Below are 18,834 nucleotides of genomic sequence, written 5' to 3' on the forward strand. Positions count from 1 at the left end.
GACTCCGGGCACCGGTGACTTCAGGGGGTGAAGCCACCGGCCGAACCGGAAGCCCCGCGGGGGTGGGGGCTTCCGGAAGTACTAGCGACACACCACTAGTGCCCAAGGCACTAACGCGGGCCCAGCTCCAGCGGCTGGGTACGGATCCAGCGGGTGGTGGTCTGCTGGCGACCCATCGCGGTCACGTCGCCGGCGGGGCCCGCCGAGAAGACCCGGCTGCGCTGGGTCTGCTGGCGGGAAACGCCGACGCCACGCTGGACCTCGGCGAGGAGCTGGCTCGCCCGGTGGCGCAGGTCCTCGACCTCCGACTGGAGGTCGAGGATGTGCCGGATCCCCGCCAGGTTCACCCCCTCATCCTGCGAGAGGTGCTGCACATAGCGCAGCCTGGCCACGTCGTACGCCGAGTAGCGCCGCCCGCGTCCGCTCGCCCGGCTCGGCGTCACGAGCCCGAGCCGGTCGTACTGCCGCAACGTCTGCGGGTGCATGCCGGCCAGCTGGGCCGCCACCGAGATGACGTAGATCGGGGTGCGGTCGTCCCAGGTCGGCACCTGGCTGAACGGGATACCCATCAGGAACTCCCGAACAACCCGGCGCGCAGATCAGTCTGTGCCGACGCCGTGCTGTACTCCTGCAGCTTCTCGCGCTGCTCGTCGGTCAGCTCGTGCGGCACCTGGACCTCGATGGTGAGCAACAGGTCGCCCTTCGACCCGTCCCGCCTGGTCGAACCCTTGCCGCGAACGCGCAACTTGCTGCCGTTCGCGGTACCGGCCGGGATCCGGACCGTGACGGGCAGGCCGTCGAGCGTCGGGACCTTGATCTCGGCGCCCAGCGCGGCCTCGGTGAAGCTCACCGGCACCGGCAGGGTCAGGTGCTCACCCTGCCGGCCGAAGATCCGGTGTGCCTTGACGTGCACGCTGACGTAGAGGTCGCCCGAGGGGCCACCTCGCTCGCCGGCGGCACCCTTGCCCTTGAGCCGGATCCGCTGCCCGTCCTGCACGCCCGCGGGGATGCGGACCTGCATGGTCTTGCTCGACTGGCCGCGGCCGGAGCCGTGGCAGGTCTCGCAGGGCTGGTCGACGACCAGGCCACGACCCTTGCACTCGGTGCACGGCTCGGTCATCGCGAAGACGCCACCCTGGACCGAGGTCTGCATCCCCGTGCCTTCGCACTTCAGGCAGACCTTCGGCACGGTCCCGTACTTCGCGCCCGTCCCGCGGCACGTCTTGCAGGGCTCGTCGCTGGTCATCCGGAGTGCGACGGTGACACCGTTGACGGCCTCGGCGAACTCGATCGTCGCCTCGGTCTCGATATCGGCGCCACGCCGCGGACGGGCCGTCGAGGTGGTGGTCGTCGAGCGGCCACCACCACCGAACATGCCGCCCAGGATGTCGCCGAGACCACCACCGCCACTGCCACCGCCGGTGGTCTGGCCGGACCGGTTGAACAGGTCGCCGACGTCGAAGCCGAACCCCTGTCCACCCTGCGCCCCGCCGCTGCCCGGCATCCGGAAGCCACCACTGCCGAACAGCCGGCGTGCCTCGTCGTACTCCTTGCGCTTCTTGGCGTCCCCGACGACGTCGTACGCCTCGGAGACCTCCTTGAACTTGGCCTCGGCCGACGGGTCCCCGGCGTTGGAGTCCGGGTGGAACTTACGCGCCAGCTTGCGGTACGACTTCTTGATCTCGTCCTGCTCAGCCGTCTTGGAGACGCCGAGAACCTTGTAGAAGTCCTTCTCCAGCCAGTCTTTCGTACTCATCGACGCCTCACCTCCTCGGGGAGAATGCCTTACTCCGTGGACTTCTCGGCCTCGCCGGACCCGGCCTGGTCGGCCGGGAGCTGCTCGGTCGGTTCCGAGACGGCGACCCGCGCTGCGCGCAGGATCCGCTCGCCGAGGCGGTAGCCCGGCTGCATCACCAGCGTCGCGGTCGGACCGTCGACCTCGTCGGAATAGTTGTGCAGCAGCGCCTCGTGGATCCGCGGGTCGAAGGTGTCCCCGACCTCGCCGTACTTCGTGAGGCCGAGCTTCTCGGTGACCCGCTCGACAGACTCGGCGACTGCCTTGAAGGCACCCTCGAGCTCACCCGCCTCGCGGGCCCGGCCGATGTCGTCGAGCGTCTGCAGCAGCTCGGTCAGCACCGACCCGATGACGTGCTCGCGGTTCGCCTCCCGGTCCCGGTCGACGCGGCGCTTGTAGTTCACGTACTCCGCCTGCAGTCGCTGCAGGTCGCTCGTACGCTCGGCGAGCGCCTCGGTCAGCAGGGCTTCCTGGGCCGACGGGCCGCCGATCAGGTCGGACGGCTCGCGCGGCGGCTGGGCGCCCGGCGTACCGGGCATGCCTGCTGCCGCGCCACCCGCGGGGGCCGCCGATTGCTCGGCGGACTCCCGCAGGTTGCCGGTCTCCGGGTCGATCCGGCGCTTGTCCCGGACGACTGGCTCGCCGTCGCCGAACTCGCTACCTGGGTCCCGATCGGTCACTTGTCGTCCTCAGGCTTCTTGTCCTGCGGGCGCTCCTCGTCGACGATCTCCGCGTCGACGACACCGTCATCGTCGTTGCTGTTCGCGTTGCTGTCGCCGGACGACGAGGCGTTCTCGTCGGAGCCGCCGGCCGCCTGGGCGTTCGCGTACATCGCGGCACCCATCTTCTGGCTGGACTGGGACAGCTTCTCCGACGCGGCCTTGATCGCCTCGTCGTCGGTGCCCTCGAGCGCCTTCTTCAGCTCCGCGACGCCGTCCTTGACCTCGGTCTTGACGTCGTCGGGGATCTTGTCCTCGTTCTCCTGCAGGAACTTCTCGGTCTGGTAGACCAAGCCCTCCGACTGGTTGCGGGACTCCACGGCCTCGCGGCGCAGCCGGTCCTCCTCGGCGTACTGCTCGGCGTCGCGGACCATCTGGTCGATATCGGTCTTCGGCAGCGCGGAGCCACCGGTGACCGTCATCCGCTGCTCCTTGCCGGTGGCCAGGTCCTTGGCGTTGACGTGCACGATGCCGTTCGCGTCGATGTCGAAGGTGACCTCGATCTGCGGCACGTTGCGCGGCGCCGGCGGCAGGCCGGTCAGCTCGAAGTTACCGAGCGACTTGTTGTCGCGGGCCATCTCGCGCTCGCCCTGGTAGACCTGGATCATCACCGACGGCTGGTTGTCCTCGGCGGTGGTGAAGATCTCCGAACCCTTGGTCGGGATCGTCGTGTTCCGCTCGATGATCTTGGTGAAGACGCCGCCCTTGGTCTCGATGCCCAGGCTCAGCGGGGTCACGTCGAGCAGCAGGACGTCCTTGACCTCACCCTTCAGGACACCGGCCTGCAGGCTGGCGCCGACGGCGACGACCTCGTCCGGGTTGACGCCCTTGTTCGGGTCCTTGCCACCGGTCAGTTCCTTGACCAGCTCGGCCACCGCGGGCATCCGGGTGGAGCCACCGACGAGGATGACGTGGTCGACCTTCGACACGTCCACGCCGGCGTCCTTGATGACGGCCTTGAACGGCGCGCGGGCGCGCTCGAGCAGGTCGTTGGTGAGCTTCTGGAACTCGGCCCGGGAGAGCTTCTCCTCCAGGTGCAGCGGACCGGAGTCGGTCAGACTCAGGTACGGCAGGTGGATGCTCGTCTCGGCGGCGCTGGAGAGCTCGATCTTGGCCTTCTCCGCGGCCTCCTGCAGCCGCTGCATGGCCATCTTGTCGCCGGCCAGGTCGGTGCCGTTCTTGTTCTTGAACTGCTTCACCAGCCACTCGACGATCCGCATGTCCCAGTCGTCACCACCCAGGTGGTTGTCACCGCTGGTGGCCTTCACCTCGAAGACGCCGTCGCCGATCTCCAGCAGCGACACGTCGAAGGTGCCGCCACCGAGGTCGAAGACCAGGATGGTCTGCTCGGTGCCCTTGTCCAGCCCGTACGCCAGCGCCGCCGCGGTGGGCTCGTTGACGATCCGGTGCACGTTCAGGCCGGCGATCTCGCCGGCCTCCTTGGTCGCCTGGCGCTGCGCGTCGGAGAAGTAGGCCGGCACGGTGATGACCGCGTCCGTGACCTGCTCCCCGAGGTACGCCTCGGCGTCCCGCTTCAGCTTCTGCAGCACGAAGGCGCTGATCTGCTGCGGGGTGAACTTCTTGCCGTCGATCGAGACGTTCCAGTCCTCGCCCATGTGGCGCTTGACCGAACGGATCGTGCGGTCGACGTTCGTGGTGGCCTGGCGCTTGGCCACCTCGCCGACCAGGACCTCGCCGTTCTTGGCGAAGGCCACGACCGAGGGCGTCGTACGCGCTCCCTCGGCGTTGGGGATGACGGTGGGCTCGCCACCTTCCAGTACGGCGATGACGGAGTTCGTCGTACCGAGATCGATACCGACCGCGCGGGCCATGTGTGTTACCTCCACGAAGTTGAGTGATACAGACTCAAGTCTGCCTCCCGGCTGGTCCGGATTCAAATCGGACCGGGGTCCAGATCCGCAGACTTGAGTTCACCTGGCTCAACATTGCACCACCCCTGGGTCATTCCCAACCCCGGCCCCGGAATTTCAGGGTTCGGGCCCGGTGAAGCCCTGATCAGACCCCTGCCGCGGAAGGGTCCCCGCGTGGGAAGGTGTGCTCGTGAAACTCCGCCCCATGACGTCAGCCGACGAACCGGCCGTGCTCGCCCTGAATGCCGCCGCCGTCGAGCAGACGGACCCGCTGGGCCCCGACCGGCTGGACTGGCTCCGGCTGATCGCCGCCCATGCCGCCGTGGTGGAGATCGAGGGCGAGATCGCCGCCTTCGTCCTCACCTTCGCGCCCGGCTCCGCCCATGACTCCCTCGACTTCCAGTGGTTCGTCTCCACCTACGCCGACCGCTTCCTGCACCTCGACCGCATCGTCGTCGCCGAGGCGCACCGCCGCACAGGCGTCGCCACCTCGGTCTACCGCGCCGTCGAACGCGCCGCCAAGCCCTTCGACCGCCTGGTCGGCCGAGTCCAGTCCGACCCTCCGGACACCGCCTCCCTGGCCTTCCACGCCACCCGCGGCTTCGTAGAGGTAGGCAAACTCCGCCGCCCCAACGGCACCACCAGCGCCATGCTCTCCAAGGAACTGGCCGACTAGCCCCTCCGCACGCCAGAAGACCCCTGATTCGGTGTGGGTCATGCCGCCCGGACCGCCACCACACACCAACCTCACCGCCATCCGCCCGGACAGGCTCACGGCGACGCCGGAACACGGCACCCACGGGCGTTGCTGTGTGGTGGCGGTCCGGGGCTGTGGATAACCGGCTTCGCAGTTGCCCGGAACTCGCCAGAATGAAGCCATGCCGGAAGTGGTCGAGGTGCTGTCAGGGCGAGGCGGGAGCGCGACCTTCGCCGAGTTGCGCGCCGTGGTCTCCGGCCGGAGCATCCGCAACGCACTGCTCGCCGGTCAGATCCGGCGAACGGCCAAGGGCGTGTATGCCGTTCCGAAAGCACCGGCAGCCCTCGCCGCCGCCAGAAGCTATGGAGGAATCGTCTCCTACCTGAGCGCCGCGCAGCACTGGGGCATCAAGGTGCTCAAGGAACCAGTGCGGCCCCACATCACCCTGCCGCCCGGCCGGGCGCGGCGCGTCACGCAGGAGAAGTGCGTTCTGCACTGGGCCGATGCGCCGGCCATGGACGACGTCACCGTCCCCGTCCGGACCGTGCTGGACTGCATCAGAGCACTTCCGCTGGCAGAGGCGCTCGCCGTCGCTGACTCCGCCCTGCACCTGGAGATCGTGGACCAGGACGAACTCTCCGAGGCAGCCGCACGGCTTCGCGGGCCGCATCGCCGAAGGATCCAGCGGGTCGTCGCCCTCGCTGATGGACGGGCCGAGTCAGTGCTGGAGTCAGCCCTACGGGCGATCCTGATCGAGGCTGGTATCGGCGGCTTCGAGCCACAGGTCGTCGTCCGGGACGGGTCCTTCTCCGCCCGCCTGGACCTCGGACACCGAGCCGCGATGATTGGCCTGGAGGCCGACGGATTCGAGCACCACAACTCGCGCTCGCAACTGGTCAAGGACTGCCACCGCGGGGTGAACCTCGCGATCCGCGGCTGGACGATCCTCCGCTTCAGCTGGGAAGACGTCATGTACGACCGGGACTGGGTCATCGCCTCCATCACGGCGATGACCGGCGCCCCACCACACACCAACTCCCAGCTGCGGGCTGCCTGACGCAGGAGCTGAGCGGGGGAGCTCCCGGGAGTGGGGCTTGGTGTGTGGTGGGGCGCCGGGGCTAGACCGGACGGCCGGCCACGAAGGTTTGGCGGACCAGGGGGACGCCGGGGCGGTAGGCGAGGTGGAGGTAGGAGGGGGCGTCCAGGACGGCCAGGTCGGCTCGGGCGCCTACCGTGAGGCGGCCGATGTCGGTGCGGCGGAGGGCTGCGGCTCCGCCGGCGGTGGCTGACCAGAGAGCTTCGGCGGGGGTCATGTGCATCTCGCGGACGGCCAGGGCGATGCAGAACGGCATCGATGAGGAGTAGCCGGAGCCGGGGTTGCAGTCGGTGGCCAGGGCCACGGTCACGCCGGCGGCGAGGAGGCGGCGGGCGTCGGGGTACGGCGAGCGGGTGGAGAACTCGATCGCCGGGAGCAGGCCCGCGACAACTCCGGCCGAGGCCAAGGCGTCGACGTCTGCGTCCGTGAGGAAGGTGCAGTGGTCGGCGGCCGCGGCGCCGACCTCGCAAGCGACCTGTACGCCGGGCCCCTCGCCGAGCTGGTTCGCGTGGACGCGGGCCGACAACCCAGCAGCCTGACCCGCTCGCAGGATGGCGCGAGCCTGGTCGGCGTCGAAGGCACCCCGCTCGACGAAGACGTCCACCCACTTCGCGTGCTTGGCCGCCGCCGTCAGCATCGGTCCGGTCACCAGGTCGACATAACCACCCGGATCGTCGGCGAACTCCGGCGCCACCACATGCGCACCCAGGTACGTCGTCTCGTCGGTGAAGCCGGAAGCGATCGCCAGCGACCGGGCCTCGTCGCCGACGGTCAGCCCGTAGCCCGACTTGATCTCCACCGTCGTGGTCCCCTGGCGACGCATCTCGGCCACCAGGCGAGCCACGTTCGCGGTCAACTGCTCGTCGGCGGCGGCCCGCGTCGCGGCGACCGTCGTACGGATGCCACCGGCGCTGTACGGCTGCCCGCTCATCCGCGCCGCGAACTCCTCGGCGCGATCCCCGGCGAAGACCAGGTGCGAGTGCGAGTCGACGAAGCCGGGGATGACCGCGCGGTCACCACAGTCGGCCGAGCTGTCCGCGGCGGGCGCAGCGCGACGCGAGCCCACCCAGGCGATCTTGCCGCCCTCGATCACCAGCGCCGCGTCGTGCACCTCACCGAGCGGCCCGCCGTGCGCCGGATCGTTGGTCACCAGCGAACCGATCCCGGTCAGCAGGAGTGAGCTCATCGCGTCACCGCTTCGATCGAGGCGGCCAGCTCCGCACCGACCGCCAGCTTCACATGATTGCCCTCGGCCACAACTTGTACTCCGTTCGCGACCACGTCGGTGACATCGGCCGCCGACGCCGCGAAGACCGCGGTCTCCACCGACCCACCGGTTCCCGCCGTGCGCGGGCTGTCCAGGCGCAAGCAGACCAGATCCGCTCGCGCGCCAACCTCGATCACTCCAGCATCGGCAAAGCCGATCGACCGATGCCCGGTCACGGTCGCGGCAGTGAGCAACTCCGAAGCCGACCAGTGCCCGCGCTCCTGCGAAGCGAGCCGCTCGTCCAGCTCGACCGCCCGCATCTCTTCGAAGAGATCCACCACCGCGTGACTGTCGGATCCCAACGTCAGCGGCGATCCCGCGTCCCGCAACGCCACCGACGGACCGATGCCGTCGGCAAGATCCCGCTCGGTGGTCGGGCAGAAACACGAGAACGTCCCGGTACTCCCGAGCAGCCCGACATCCACCGGCGTCAGATGGGTCGCATGGACCGCGCTCGTCCGTGGACCCAGGAACCCTGTCTCGTCGAGCACCTGCGAAGGCGTTCGCCCGTACGCCGCCAGACAGGCCTCGTTCTCCGCGACCTGCTCAGACAAGTGGACATGCAAAGGGGCCTCAGGCAATAACGTTGCCACGGAACCCAACTGCTCGGACGGCACCCCGCGCACCGAATGCGCCGCCGCCCCGATCACCACGTCATCCGCGCCACGAAGCTGCCCGACCCGAGCACCCCAAGCGACGGCATCGCCATCACTGAAGCGTTTCTGCACGTCATTCAGCGGCTGGTCGATGCCACCGGCCAGGTAACACGTGTCCAGCAACGCGATCCGCAGCCCGGCATCCCGCGCCCCCGCGATCAACGCCTCACCCATCGCGTTCGGATCGTCGTACCGCTTCCCGCCCGGCCCATGATGCAGGTAGTGGAACTCCCCGACCGAAGTGATCCCGGCCAGCACCATCTCGCCGTACACAGCCCGCGCAAGCCGGTAGTAGCTGTCCGGCGTGAGCACCGACGCCACGGAGTACATCTGCTCGCGCCAGGTCCAGAACGTCCCGCGCTCGGTCTGCGTGCGACCGCGCAGCGCCCGGTGAAACGCGTGACTGTGGCAGTTCGCCAGCCCCGGAATCACCAACCCCTCAAGGCGTATCGCGTCGCCCGGCTCGGCGCCTTCGACAATCGACGTGAAGCGGCCGTCACCGACCGAGATCAGTACCGAGGAGGCAAGGCCCGTTGACAGCAAGGCCGTAGAGCACCAGTAGGAGGTCACCGAGACAACTCCTTCAGCACCGTCGCCAACGCTTCGACCCCGGCCAGGCAGTCGTCCATCTCGGCATGCTCCGCCGGCGAGTGCGAGATGCCGGTCGGATTACGCACGAAGAGCATCGCCGTCGGGATGCCCGCGTCGGAGAACACCCCGGCATCATGCCCCGCCCCGGTCGGCAGCACCGGAGCGCCATCCAGTACTGCGCTCAGCCGGTCCCGCAACCCCGGCTGGAAGTCCACGATCGGCGAGACCGACTCCGGCACCATCTCGACCGTCGTCCCGTCCCGCTCGGCCCGCTCGGTGGCCTGCCGAGTGATTGCCGCGAGCAATGATTCGAGCACCTCGGCGGTCGCGGCCCGGGCATCCAGCCACGCGGTCACCTGCGACGGTACGGCGTTGGTCCCGTTCGGCTCGACCGAGAGCCGGCCGAAGGTGGCCCGCGCGCCGGCCAGCCGGGCCTGCTTGTTCGCCGCCAGCGCGGTCATCGCATACGTCAGCATCGGGTCGTGCCGGTCCTCCATCAACGTCGTACCAGCGTGGTTGGCCTCACCGGTGAAGGTGAACCGGAACCGCCCGTGCGGCCAGATCGAGCTCGCCACCCCCACGGGAGCCGTGAGCGCCCGCCCCTGCTCCACGTGCAACTCGACGAAGGTGCCCATCCGGGCGAGCAGCGACGAAGGCCCGACCCGGTCCGGATCGGCCTCGACCCGCGCCAGCGCGTCGTACAGGGTGACGCCGGAACGGTCCTGCAGGGCCAGTGCCTTCTCAGGCGTGAGCACGCCGGTGGCGATCCGCGAGCCGAGACAGGGCATCCCGAAGCGTGAGCCCTCCTCCTCGACGAACGCGCCGACCCCGATCGGTACCGACGGCACGAATCCCTCGGCCCGCAAGCGATCCACGGCCGACAGCGCCGAGACGACGCCGAGCGGCCCGTCGAAGGCACCGCCGTCGATGACCGAGTCGAGATGGCTCCCGGTCACCACACCCGGCGTGCCCTCCGTCTGCGCGCTCGGCTCCCACCAGGCGACCAGGTTGCCGATGCCGTCCGACTCGACGCTCAGCCCGCGGCTCGCGCACTGGTCCAGAAACCACCCGGTCGCCTCGCGCTCGGTCGGCGTCCAGCCACCCCGGTGGTACCCGCCGCTCGAAGGGTCTTTCCCGATCGCGGCAAGGTCGGCCCACAACTGCTCGAACGACGTCACGCAAACTCCTCATCGACAAGACATGACAAGGGGCCGCCGGGACGACCTAGTGGCCTGCCCCGGCGACCCCCAGTGCTCAGGACAGCGGGTTCTTGCTCAGCCAGTCGGTGGCGACCGCCTTCGCGGCCTCCTTGCCGACGTCGATCCGCTTGACCAGCTCGGTCAGCGCCTCGGTGGTGAGCTTGGCCGACACCGCGTTCAGTGTGTCGGTGATGTTGGCGCCCTTGTGGTCGGTCCGGATCAGCGGAACGATGTTGTTCGGCGGCAGGATGTTCTCCGGGTCCTCCAGCTGGACCCAGCCGTTGTCCTTGATCGCCGACTGGGTGGTGAAGAAGTTCGACACCTGGATCTGGTTGGTCTGCAGCGCCTTGGTGCTCAGCAGGCCGGCCGCGTCCAGCGTCTTGTACTCCTTGAACTCGACGCCGTACTTCTCCTTCAGCCCCTTCAGCCCGGCCTCGCGGACCTTGAACTCCGAGCTGCCGCCGGCCACCATCTCCTTGGAGTGCGCCTTCAGGTCGGCCAGTGACTTCAGGCTGTACTTGTCGGCGGTCGCCTTGTTCACCACGATGGTGTCCTCGTCGGCGGCCGGCGACTTGTCCAGCACCTCGAGCCCGGCCGGCAGGGCCGCCTTCAGCGCGTTGTACGCCGCGTCGTCCTCGGTCTCGGTGGCGCCCTTCTTGAAGTAGTCCAGCGCCGCGCCGGTGTACTCCGGCAGCAGGTGCACCGAGCCGTCCTTGATGGCCGCCATGTAGGTCTCGCGGTTACCGATGTTCTGCTGGTACTTGACCTCGACGCCCTTCGCCGCCAGCGCCTGGCCGTAGATCTCGGCCAGCAACTGGCTCTCGGAGAAGTCCGCCGAGCCGACGGTGATGCTCTTCACCTCGCTCGGAGCGGGCGAGCTGCCCGCGTCGCCACCGGACAGCGGATCGCCCCCACTCCCACAGGCGGCCAGGCCGAGCACTACGACCCCGGCGATCGCAGTACGGATGAGTGTGGATCTCAACACGGGAGCCTCCAGGAGTTCGATGGATACCGGCAGACGCCGGCGGTGTTCCAGGTCGACGGATGGATTCCGGCCATCAGTCGGCCCGCAGTCCTTTGGAAACGGTGATCCGGCCGGCCAGCGCGAACAGCAGGTCCAGCAGGATCGCGAGCAGGGCCACCAGCAGCGCCCCGCTGAACATCTGCGGGAAGTCGCGCAGCTTCAGCCCGTCCACGACGTACCGGCCCAGGCCGCCGAGCGAGACGAGCGCGGCGATCGTGGCGGTGGAGACGATCTGCAGGGTGGCGGCGCGCAGGCCGGAGATGATCAGCGGCAGCGCGATCGGGATCTCCACCTTGGTCAGGATCTCCCGGCCGGTCATCCCCATCCCGCGCGCCGCGTCGATCGTGGCCGGATCGACACCCGACAGCCCGGCGTACGTCGAGGTCAGGATCGGCGGGATGCCGAGCGCGACCAGGGCGATCAGGACCGGCAGGAAGCCGATCTGGTTGGTCAGCAGCACCGCGATCATCAACAGCCCGAGGCTGGGCAGCGCGCGGGCCGCGTTGCCGATGTTGATCGCCAGGAACGCGCCGCGCCGGGTGTGCCCGATCCGCAGTCCGATCGGCAGCGCGATCAGCGTGGCCAGGCCGAGGGCGGCGAAGGTGTACCCGATGTGCTGGATGATCCGGGCGGTGATCCCTTCCGGACCGGACCAGTTGAAGGAGTCGAAGAGGTACTCGAGCATCTCAGGCCTCCTTCACCGAAGCGACCACGCGGGCCCAGGGTGTCAGGAAGCGTTGCAGGGTGACGATCAGCAGATCGGCCAGCAACGCCAGCAGCAGGGACAGCACGACGCCGACCACGACCGGCGTGAGGAAGTCCTTCTGGAAGCCCAGCGTGAACAGCTCCCCCAGGCCGCCGATCCCGATCACCGCGCCGACGCTCACCATCGAGATGTTGGCGACCGTGACGACGCGCAGGCCGGCGAAGATCACCGGTACCGCGATCGGCAGGTCGATCGTCAGCAACCGCCGGGCCGGGCCGTAGCCGACCGCGATCGCGGCCTGCCGGACGTCCGGCGGGACCGAGCGCAGCCCGTCGATCACGTTGCGGATCAGCAGTGAGACCGCGTAGATCGTCAGCGCGATGATGATGTTGATCCGGTCCAGTACCCGGGTCCCCAGGATCACCGGCAAGACGATGAACAAGGCGATCGAGGGCAGCGAGTACAGCACGCCGCCGAGCGCGATCAGCGGGTTCGCCAGCCAGGAGAACCGGGTGGCGACGTACCCGAGCGGGATCGCGATGACCAGGCCGAGGATGACCGGCAGGATCGCCAGGTAGAGGTGCTCGCTGAGCTGCTCCCAGATCAGCGAGAGGTTGTCGCCGACCCAGGTCATGACCGCAGCGCCTCGGCCAGGATGGCATGGTCGACGATGCCGAGGGCCTTGCCCGCCTCGTCGACGCACACCCCTTGACCGGTCGGAGACGTCAGTACCGCGTCCATCGCCGCCCGCAGCGAGTCGCTGCGGGTGAAGCTCGCGCCGATCGGCAACAGGGCGCCCTCGCCCTTGCGCCAGCCCGACGGCCTGCCCGCGTCGTCCAGCACCAGCTCGGCGGGGAGCGGCCCGAGCTTCAGCTCGTCGGTGTGCAAGAACGTAAGAGCCCGGTAACCGCGGTCCTGGCCGACGAAGCTCTCGACGAAAGCGTCCGCGGGGTTGGCGAGCAGCTCGGCCGGCGGTGCGAACTGGGCCAGCTTGCCGCCGACCTGCAGGACGGCGACGTTGTCACCGAGCTTGATCGCCTCGTCGATGTCGTGCGTGACGAAGACGATCGTCTTGCCGATATCGCGTTGCAGCCGGAGCAGTTCCTCCTGCAGCTGGTGCCGCACGATCGGGTCGACGGCGCTGAACGGCTCGTCCATCAACATGATCTTCGGGTCGGCCGCGAGCGCCCGGGCGACGCCGACTCGTTGCTGCTGGCCACCGGACAGCTGGGCCGGGTACCGCTCGGCCAGCTTGAGATCGAGACCGACGCGCTCGAGCAGCTCCATCGCCGTGGCCCGGGTCTTCTTCTTGTCCCAGCCCAGCAGCTTCGGCACGGTGGCGACGTTGTCGACCACTGTCTTGTGCGGGAACAGCCCGGCGTGCTGGATCACGTACCCGATCCCGCGCCGCAGGGTGACCGGATCGCCGGCGTTGATGTCCTCGCCGTCGATCGAGATCGTCCCGCTGCTGCGCTCGATCGTCCGGTTGATCATCCGCAGCGAGGTCGTCTTGCCGCAGCCCGAAGGTCCGACGAACACGGTGATCTCGTTGCTCGGGATCCGCATGCTCAGTTTGTCGACGGCGACGGTGCCGTCGGGGTACTGCTTGGTGACGTCTTCGAACTCGATCATGGCGCCCCTTCGCGCTCGCTGGGAGATCGCCCGAACGATCCTAGGGGAACGAGAGCCCGCCAACACGCGATTGGCGGCTGTCTCGCCCCTCAAGAATGTGCACCTTAGCGCTATGAATTGCCTCGGTCGCACAGTGCAGCGATCAGCTCTCCCGCATCGGGATCCTGACGCCTCGTTCAGTGGCTACATCTTCTGCTCGTTCGTACCCGGCATCCACGTGCCGGATCACACCCATGGCCGGATCGTTGCTCAGTACCCGTTCCAGCTTCTGCCTGGCCAGATCGGTGCCGTCGGCAACCGACACCTGCCCGGCGTGGATCGACCGGCCCATCCCGACGCCGCCACCGTGGTGGATCGACACCCAGGAAGCACCGCTGGCGACGTTCACCATCGCGTTCAGCAGCGGCCAGTCCGCGATCGCGTCGGAACCGTCGAGCATGCCCTCGGTCTCCCGGTACGGCGAGGCCACGCTGCCGGTGTCGAGGTGGTCGCGCCCGATCACGATCGGCGCGTCCAGCTCACCCGAGGCGACCATGTCGTTGAACCGCACGCCCGCCTTGTCGCGCTCACCCTGCCCCAGCCAGCAGATCCGGGCCGGCAGCCCCTGGAAGGACACCCGCTCCTGCGCCATCTTGATCCACCGGGTCAGGTGCTCGTTGTCCGGGAACAGGTCGAGAATCGCCTGGTCGGTCCGGGCAATGTCGCGTGGGTTGCCCGACAGCGCGGCCCACCGGAACGGGCCCTTGCCCTCACAGAACAACGGCCGGATGTACGCCGGTACGAAGCCCGGGAACTCGAACGCCCGGTTGTACCCGGCCTTGCGTGCCTCGTCGCGGATCGAGTTGCCGTAGTCGAACACCTCGGCGCCCGCGTCCTGGAAGCCGACCATCGCGGCGACGTGCCGGGCCATCGAGGCCTGCGCGCGCTCGGTGAAGCCGGCCGGGTCCTTCTCGCGGGCCGTCACCCAGTCGTCGAAGTCCACACCCACCGGCAGGTACATCAACGGGTCGTGCGCGGAGGTCTGGTCGGTGACGATGTCGATCGGCGCGCCCAGCTCGAGCAGCTCCGGCACGATCACCGCCGCGTTGCCCAGGACGCCGATCGACAGCGGCCGGCGAGCCTTCTTGGCTTCTTCGGCCAGCCGCAGTGCGTCGCTCAGGTCCTTGGCGCGGACATCGAGGTACCGATGCTCGATCCGCCGGTCGATCCGGCTGGAGTCGACGTCGATGCAGATCGCGACGCCGTCGTTCATCGTGACGGCCAGCGGCTGCGCGCCGCCCATCCCGCCGAGACCCGCGGTCAGCGTGATCGTGCCGGCCAGCGTGCCGCCGAACTTCTTCGCGGCGACCGCGGCGAACGTCTCGTAGGTGCCCTGCAGGATGCCCTGGGTGCCGATGTAGATCCACGAGCCGGCCGTCATCTGGCCGTACATCGTCAGTCCCAGCGCCTCGAGCCTGCGGAACTCCTCCCAGTTGGCCCAGTCGCCGACCAGATTGGAGTTCGCGATCAGCACCCGCGGCGCCCACTCGTGCGTCTGCATGACGCCGACCGGCTTCCCCGACTGCACCAGCATCGTCTCGTCGTTCTTCAACGTGGTCAGCGTTCTGACCATCGCGTCGAAGGAGTTCCAGTTCCGCGCCGCCTTGCCCGTGCCGCCGTAGACGACGAGCTCGTCGGGGTGCTCGGCCACCTCCGGGTCGAGGTTGTTCTGCAGCATCCGCAGGGCGGCTTCCTGCTGCCAGCCCTGGGCGGTGAGGGTGGTGCCGCGGGCGGCGCGAACGGGTCGGGGTCCGGACATGTGTGATCCAGCCTTTCGAGTCGTCAGTCGTCAGTGGTCAGGACAGCGGGCCGGTGACGGCCTCGACAGCGTTCAGGTAGGTGCCGTCAGCAACGAGCTGGACGGAGTGTTCGATCTCGGGGGCGAGGTGCCGGTCGGTGCCCGGCCCCTCGACGTGCACGCGCAGAGCGGCGCGTACGGCGCCGGTCGCGGGCGAAGGCTCGAGCGGTGCGCGCATATCGATGGCGCGGGCCGCGGTGAGGATCTCCACCGCCAGAACCCTTTGCAGGCCGTCGATGCTCTTGCGCAGCTTGCGGGCGGCGGACCAGCCCATCGAGACGTGGTCCTCCTGCATCGCGCTGCTCGGGATGGAGTCGACGCTGGCCGGTACTGCGAGCCGCTTGAGCTCCGACACGATCGCGGCCTGCGTGTACTGCGCGATCATGTGCCCGGAGTCGACGCCGGGATCGTCGGCCAGGAAGGCGTTCAGCCCGTGGTTGCGGGCGACATCGAGGAAGCGGTCCGTACGCCGTTCGCTGATGCTGGCCACGTCCGCCACGGCGATCGCGAGGAAGTCGAGCACATAGCCGACCGGCGCGCCGTGGAAGTTGCCGTTCGACTCGACCCGGCCGTCGGGTAGTACAACCGGGTTGTCGATCGCGGCGGCGAGCTCGTAGCCGGCGACGGAGGCGGCGTGGGTCGCGGTGGCGCGGGCGGCGCCGTGCACCTGCGGCGAACAGCGCAGTGAGTAGGCGTCCTGAACACGGTTGCAGTCAGGACCGCGGTGGCTTGCGACGATCCCGCTGTCGCTGAGTACTGCGCGCAGGTTGGCGGCCGAGGCGCCCTGCCCGGGATGGGGGCGGAGTGCCTGCAGGTCTGCGGCGAAGACCCGATCTGTGGCGAGCTGACCCTCGACGCTCATCGCGGCGGCGATATCGGCGGTCTTCAGCAGCCGGTCCAGGTCGGCGAGCGCGAGCACCAGCATGCCGAGCATGCCGTCGGTGCCGTTGATCAGCGCCAGGCCTTCCTTCTCGGCGAGGACGACCGGCTTGAGCCCGTACTGAGCGAGTGCGTCGGCCGTGTCGAGGAGATTGCCCTCGGCATCGCGGACCTTGCCCTCACCCATGACTGCGAGCGCGACGTGCGACAAGGGTGCAAGGTCGCCGGAGCAGCCGAGGCTGCCGTACTCGTGCACGACAGGGGTCAGCTGAGCGTTCAGCAGCCCGGCGTACGCCTGAGCCGTCTCGACCTTCACCCCGGTACGACCGGTCGCGAGCGTCGACAGCCGCAGCAGGGCCAGCGCGCGGACCACCTCGGTCTCGACCTCGGGCCCGGAACCGGCCGCGTGCGACCGGATGAGGCTGCGCTGCAGCTGGGCCCGCAGCTCGGGCGCGATGTGCCGCGTCGCGAGTGCCCCGAACCCGGTGGAGACGCCGTAGTGCGGGGTGTCCGCGTGCGCCAGCGCCTCGATGGCCGCCCGCGACTTCGCGATCTCCTCGAGCGCCTGGTCGTCGATCCGCACGGGCGCCCGGTAACGCGCCACCGCGACGACGTCCGCCGGGCTGAGCGGCCCGACGCCGACTGTCACTGCCTGGGATGCTTGGCTGTTCACCAGCCCATTGCACCCCGCCACACGCCGCACGGATAGCACCGCCACCCAGCACCCGTCTCAGATGCGAGACATCTCCAGCTCAGCGGTCACCACCGACGCTCCGTACCGGGTAGAGACCCTGGACCGCCTTAGGGTCGGGGGATGGGGTTTGAGGTACGGGTGGCGGTGCCGGCTGATGCGGTGGGGATTGCTGGGGTGTGGGCGGCTGCGATGCCACATCTGGTGAAGACCGCTCGTGGAGTTGAGGCGGAGCTTCGCAAGAGCACGACGCGGGTGGTGTTGATCGCGGTCGAGGACGACGTGGTGGTCGGCTACGGGAACATCTACCGGCCGGCGCCGGAGGAAGTCGCTCCGCGGGTGAGGATCACCGTGCAGGTGCCGCCTTCGCAGCGCGGGCGTGGGATCGGGAGCGCCCTCGCCAATCAGGTCTCCGCGGTGGCCGTCGACGCAGGGGCCCACCGGCTCCTCGCTGTCGTCGGGGACGAGGACAGCTCGAAGGAGTTCGCCACCCGTCGTGGGTTCGAGATCGGCCGGCGGATGAGCCACTCTCGCGCCGACCTCAGCGCAGTACCGGAGGCCGCGGCTGCGCCAGGCGACCTGCGGCTGGTCGACTTCACGGAGCTCGACCCGCGTCGCCTCTGGGAGGCCGAGGCGGCCGTGGCCGGGGATGACCCCAGCGGGTTGTCGCATGTCTCGGGGTACGACGCCTGGCTTCAGCATGACTGGGACCACCCGGATCTGCGCCTGGATCTGAGCGTTGCGCTGCTGGCCGGCGACCAGGTCGTTTCGTTCGTGACGACGACGGCGGACCCGGAGCGGCGGGTGATCTGGTCGAACCTGACCGGTACCGTTCCGGCGTACCGGGGTCGTGGGCTGGCCAAGGTGGTGAAGTCAGCGGCGCTGACGCGCAGCCGGGACGCCGGGTTCGAGCAGGCGTTCACCGGCAACGACGCGGGGAACGCGCCGATGCTCGCGGTCAACGAGTGGCTCGGCTACCGGGTGACCGCTGCCGCCTGGACCGCCGAGAAGGTGCTCACGCCCGTGGAGAAGGTGCTCTGAGCCGTGGCCCGGTTTCTCCTCCCGGTCGCGTTCTTCGTGGCGCTGGCCGTCGGGGTCGGATTCCTGATGTCGGGGTCGGACTTGTTCGACTGGGGGATGGCGCTCGGCCTGTTCGGGCTGGCGCTGGCGGGTGAGGGGCTGCGGTTCTGGATCCGGCGCGACCGCGCCAAAGCCCGTCAATCGTCCGAAATCTGAGACAGGGCAGCTACTCTCCTAGTTGTGAGCGGCAACGTTCCCGCCTCGACCCGCACTCTGCGGGTGCTGACGTTCCTGGCTACCCAGCCCGGTCCGGTACCGATGGAGCGCATCGCCTCCGCGGTCGGCCTGCCACGCTCTTCGACGTACCACTTGCTGAAGGCAATGCTCAGCGAGGGCTTCGTGGTGCACCTGCCGGAGGAGAAGCGGTACGGGCTCGGGGTCGCTGCCTTCGAGATCGGCTCCGCCTATCTGCGGCACGACCCACTCGAGCGCCTGGCCCGGCCGTTGCTGGCCCAGTTGGTCGCCGAGGTCGGGCAGACGGCACATCTGGGCGTCCTGCACGGGCGGGAGCTCGTTTACCTGCTGAAGGAACAGCCACCGCGGCCCGTCACGCTGGTCACCGACATCGGAGTCCGACTGCCGGCAACGCTGACCGCCTCCGGGCGTGCTCTGCTCGCAGCGCTGCCGCCGGCGCAGGTCCGAGCGTTGTTCCCGACGCCTGAGAGCTTCGTACGCCGGACCGATCATGGACCGCAGACGCTCAGCCAGCTCCGGAGGATCCTCGCTGACGAGAAACGGCAGGGGTACGCGGTCGAGGACTCGCACATCACGCCTGGCGTCGCCTCCGTCGCGAGTGCGGCGGTCGACTATGCGGGACATCCGGTGGCCGCGATCAGCATCAGCTTCCGCACCGACGCAATCCCAGCCGGCGAACGCTTCCTGCTGGCCAGGCGAACCCGTCAGGCTGCGGATGCGCTCACGCGACGCCTGAGCCACTAAGAGCGCTCCCGGGCAAGGACCGGTAAACGCATTAAGGGCCACCCAGTGGATGGGTGGCCCTTAACAGTGTGAATGTCCGGCGACGTCCTACTCTCCCACGACCTACCGGTCGCAGTACCATCGGCGCTGTCAGGCTTAACTTCCAGGTTCGGAAT

18 protein-coding genes and 1 rRNA gene are annotated in these 18,834 nt (G+C 68.9%); 5 read left to right on the forward strand and 14 right to left on the reverse strand.

Annotated elements, in window-relative coordinates; translation table 11 throughout:
- Positions 1-110 precede the first annotated feature (110 nt).
- Genes G3I17_RS41810 through dnaK form a run of 4 tightly spaced genes read right to left on the reverse strand, consistent with a single transcriptional unit; the run spans position 111 to position 4,346 of the window.
- Positions 111-569: a helix-turn-helix transcriptional regulator gene (locus G3I17_RS41810; RefSeq protein WP_164601160.1), complete on the reverse strand. Its 459-nt coding sequence runs from the start codon at positions 567-569 to the stop codon at positions 111-113.
- A complete protein-coding gene (dnaJ, locus tag G3I17_RS30920; RefSeq protein WP_164601161.1) occupies positions 569-1,756 on the reverse strand; it encodes a molecular chaperone DnaJ in 1,188 nt (395 codons plus the stop codon). The genes G3I17_RS41810 and dnaJ overlap by 1 nt, the downstream gene beginning before the upstream one ends.
- A gap of 29 nt (positions 1,757-1,785) precedes the next feature.
- Positions 1,786-2,475, reverse strand: coding sequence for a nucleotide exchange factor GrpE (gene grpE / locus G3I17_RS30925; protein WP_164601162.1), 690 nt, complete (start codon positions 2,473-2,475; stop codon positions 1,786-1,788).
- Positions 2,472-4,346, reverse strand: coding sequence for a molecular chaperone DnaK (gene dnaK, locus G3I17_RS30930; protein WP_164601163.1), 1,875 nt, complete (start codon positions 4,344-4,346; stop codon positions 2,472-2,474). Before dnaK ends, grpE begins: the two co-directional genes overlap by 4 nt.
- Before the next feature lie 229 nt (positions 4,347-4,575).
- Between dnaK and G3I17_RS30935 the strand changes: the two genes are divergently transcribed.
- The gene (locus G3I17_RS30935) at positions 4,576-5,061 is read left to right on the forward strand and encodes a GNAT family N-acetyltransferase (RefSeq protein WP_203590994.1); all 486 of its coding nucleotides are present in this window, start codon (positions 4,576-4,578) and stop codon (positions 5,059-5,061) included.
- Between the two features lie 202 nt (positions 5,062-5,263).
- On the forward strand, positions 5,264-6,139 hold the full coding sequence (locus G3I17_RS30940) for a DUF559 domain-containing protein (RefSeq protein WP_164601164.1): 876 nt from the start codon (positions 5,264-5,266) through the stop codon (positions 6,137-6,139).
- Positions 6,140-6,200: 61 nt separating this feature from the next.
- On the opposite strand, the gene hutI is transcribed toward G3I17_RS30940, so the two are convergent.
- From hutI to hutH, 9 genes are all read right to left on the reverse strand, one after another.
- Positions 6,201-7,364, reverse strand: coding sequence for an imidazolonepropionase (gene hutI, locus G3I17_RS30945; RefSeq protein WP_164601165.1), 1,164 nt, complete (start codon positions 7,362-7,364; stop codon positions 6,201-6,203).
- Positions 7,361-8,671, reverse strand: a complete 1,311-nt coding sequence (locus G3I17_RS30950; protein ID WP_164601166.1) for a formimidoylglutamate deiminase — start codon at positions 8,669-8,671, stop codon at positions 7,361-7,363. The genes hutI and G3I17_RS30950 overlap by 4 nt, the downstream gene beginning before the upstream one ends.
- Entirely contained in the window at positions 8,668-9,870 is a 1,203-nt protein-coding gene (locus G3I17_RS30955) for an allantoate amidohydrolase (RefSeq protein ID WP_343238474.1), read from the reverse strand. The genes G3I17_RS30950 and G3I17_RS30955 overlap by 4 nt, the downstream gene beginning before the upstream one ends.
- 76 nt (positions 9,871-9,946) lie before the next feature.
- Positions 9,947-10,873, reverse strand: a complete 927-nt coding sequence (locus G3I17_RS30960) for an ABC transporter substrate-binding protein (protein ID WP_203590995.1) — start codon at positions 10,871-10,873, stop codon at positions 9,947-9,949.
- 76 nt (positions 10,874-10,949) lie between these two features.
- Complete coding sequence (locus G3I17_RS30965) at positions 10,950-11,600, reverse strand: ABC transporter permease (RefSeq protein ID WP_164601168.1); 651 nt, start codon at positions 11,598-11,600, stop codon at positions 10,950-10,952.
- A 1-nt stretch (position 11,601) separates the two neighbouring features.
- Complete coding sequence (locus G3I17_RS30970) at positions 11,602-12,255, reverse strand: ABC transporter permease (protein ID WP_164601169.1); 654 nt, start codon at positions 12,253-12,255, stop codon at positions 11,602-11,604.
- Positions 12,252-13,253: an ABC transporter ATP-binding protein gene (locus G3I17_RS30975; protein ID WP_164601170.1), complete on the reverse strand. Its 1,002-nt coding sequence runs from the start codon at positions 13,251-13,253 to the stop codon at positions 12,252-12,254. The genes G3I17_RS30970 and G3I17_RS30975 overlap by 4 nt, the downstream gene beginning before the upstream one ends.
- Before the next feature lie 142 nt (positions 13,254-13,395).
- Complete coding sequence (gene hutU, locus G3I17_RS30980) at positions 13,396-15,051, reverse strand: urocanate hydratase (RefSeq protein WP_164601171.1); 1,656 nt, start codon at positions 15,049-15,051, stop codon at positions 13,396-13,398.
- A gap of 37 nt (positions 15,052-15,088) precedes the next feature.
- Positions 15,089-16,642 (reverse strand): histidine ammonia-lyase, encoded by a 1,554-nt coding sequence (hutH, locus tag G3I17_RS30985; RefSeq protein ID WP_164601172.1) that lies wholly within the window; start codon positions 16,640-16,642, stop codon positions 15,089-15,091.
- 141 nt (positions 16,643-16,783) lie between these two features.
- Here hutH and G3I17_RS30990 point away from each other — a divergent pair, with 141 nt between their 5' ends.
- Genes G3I17_RS30990 through G3I17_RS31000 form a run of 3 tightly spaced genes read left to right on the forward strand, consistent with a single transcriptional unit; the run spans position 16,784 to position 18,679 of the window.
- Positions 16,784-17,701, forward strand: coding sequence for a GNAT family N-acetyltransferase (locus G3I17_RS30990; protein WP_203590996.1), 918 nt, complete (start codon positions 16,784-16,786; stop codon positions 17,699-17,701).
- 3 nt (positions 17,702-17,704) lie between these two features.
- Positions 17,705-17,896: a SoxR reducing system RseC family protein gene (locus G3I17_RS30995; protein WP_164601173.1), complete on the forward strand. Its 192-nt coding sequence runs from the start codon at positions 17,705-17,707 to the stop codon at positions 17,894-17,896.
- Between the two features lie 24 nt (positions 17,897-17,920).
- Complete coding sequence (locus tag G3I17_RS31000; protein ID WP_164601174.1) at positions 17,921-18,679, forward strand: IclR family transcriptional regulator; 759 nt, start codon at positions 17,921-17,923, stop codon at positions 18,677-18,679.
- Between the two features lie 74 nt (positions 18,680-18,753).
- On the opposite strand, the gene rrf is transcribed toward G3I17_RS31000, so the two are convergent.
- Positions 18,754-18,834, reverse strand: a 5S ribosomal RNA gene (rrf, locus tag G3I17_RS31005); the annotation flags it as partial.

The sequence above is a fragment of the Streptomyces sp. SID13031 genome, from assembly GCF_010548305.1.
In the GTDB taxonomy this organism is placed as follows: domain Bacteria; phylum Actinomycetota; class Actinomycetes; order Propionibacteriales; family Kribbellaceae; genus Kribbella.

What these genes read in the sequence shown, in the direction of transcription:
- G3I17_RS41810 (WP_164601160.1), bottom strand. Translation starts at nt 569, where the DNA reads ATGGGTATCCCGTTCAGCCAGGTGCCGACCTGGGACGACCGCACCCCG.
- dnaJ (WP_164601161.1), bottom strand. Translation starts at nt 1,756, where the DNA reads ATGAGTACGAAAGACTGGCTGGAGAAGGACTTCTACAAGGTTCTCGGC.
- dnaK (WP_164601163.1), bottom strand. Translation starts at nt 4,346, where the DNA reads ATGGCCCGCGCGGTCGGTATCGATCTCGGTACGACGAACTCCGTCATC.
- G3I17_RS30940 (WP_164601164.1), top strand. Translation starts at nt 5,264, where the DNA reads ATGCCGGAAGTGGTCGAGGTGCTGTCAGGGCGAGGCGGGAGCGCGACC.
- hutI (WP_164601165.1), bottom strand. Translation starts at nt 7,364, where the DNA reads ATGAGCTCACTCCTGCTGACCGGGATCGGTTCGCTGGTGACCAACGAT.
- G3I17_RS30965 (WP_164601168.1), bottom strand. Translation starts at nt 11,600, where the DNA reads ATGCTCGAGTACCTCTTCGACTCCTTCAACTGGTCCGGTCCGGAAGGG.
- G3I17_RS30970 (WP_164601169.1), bottom strand. Translation starts at nt 12,255, where the DNA reads ATGACCTGGGTCGGCGACAACCTCTCGCTGATCTGGGAGCAGCTCAGC.
- G3I17_RS30975 (WP_164601170.1), bottom strand. Translation starts at nt 13,253, where the DNA reads ATGATCGAGTTCGAAGACGTCACCAAGCAGTACCCCGACGGCACCGTC.
- hutU (WP_164601171.1), bottom strand. Translation starts at nt 15,051, where the DNA reads ATGTCCGGACCCCGACCCGTTCGCGCCGCCCGCGGCACCACCCTCACC.
- G3I17_RS30990 (WP_203590996.1), top strand. Translation starts at nt 16,784, where the DNA reads ATGGGGTTTGAGGTACGGGTGGCGGTGCCGGCTGATGCGGTGGGGATT.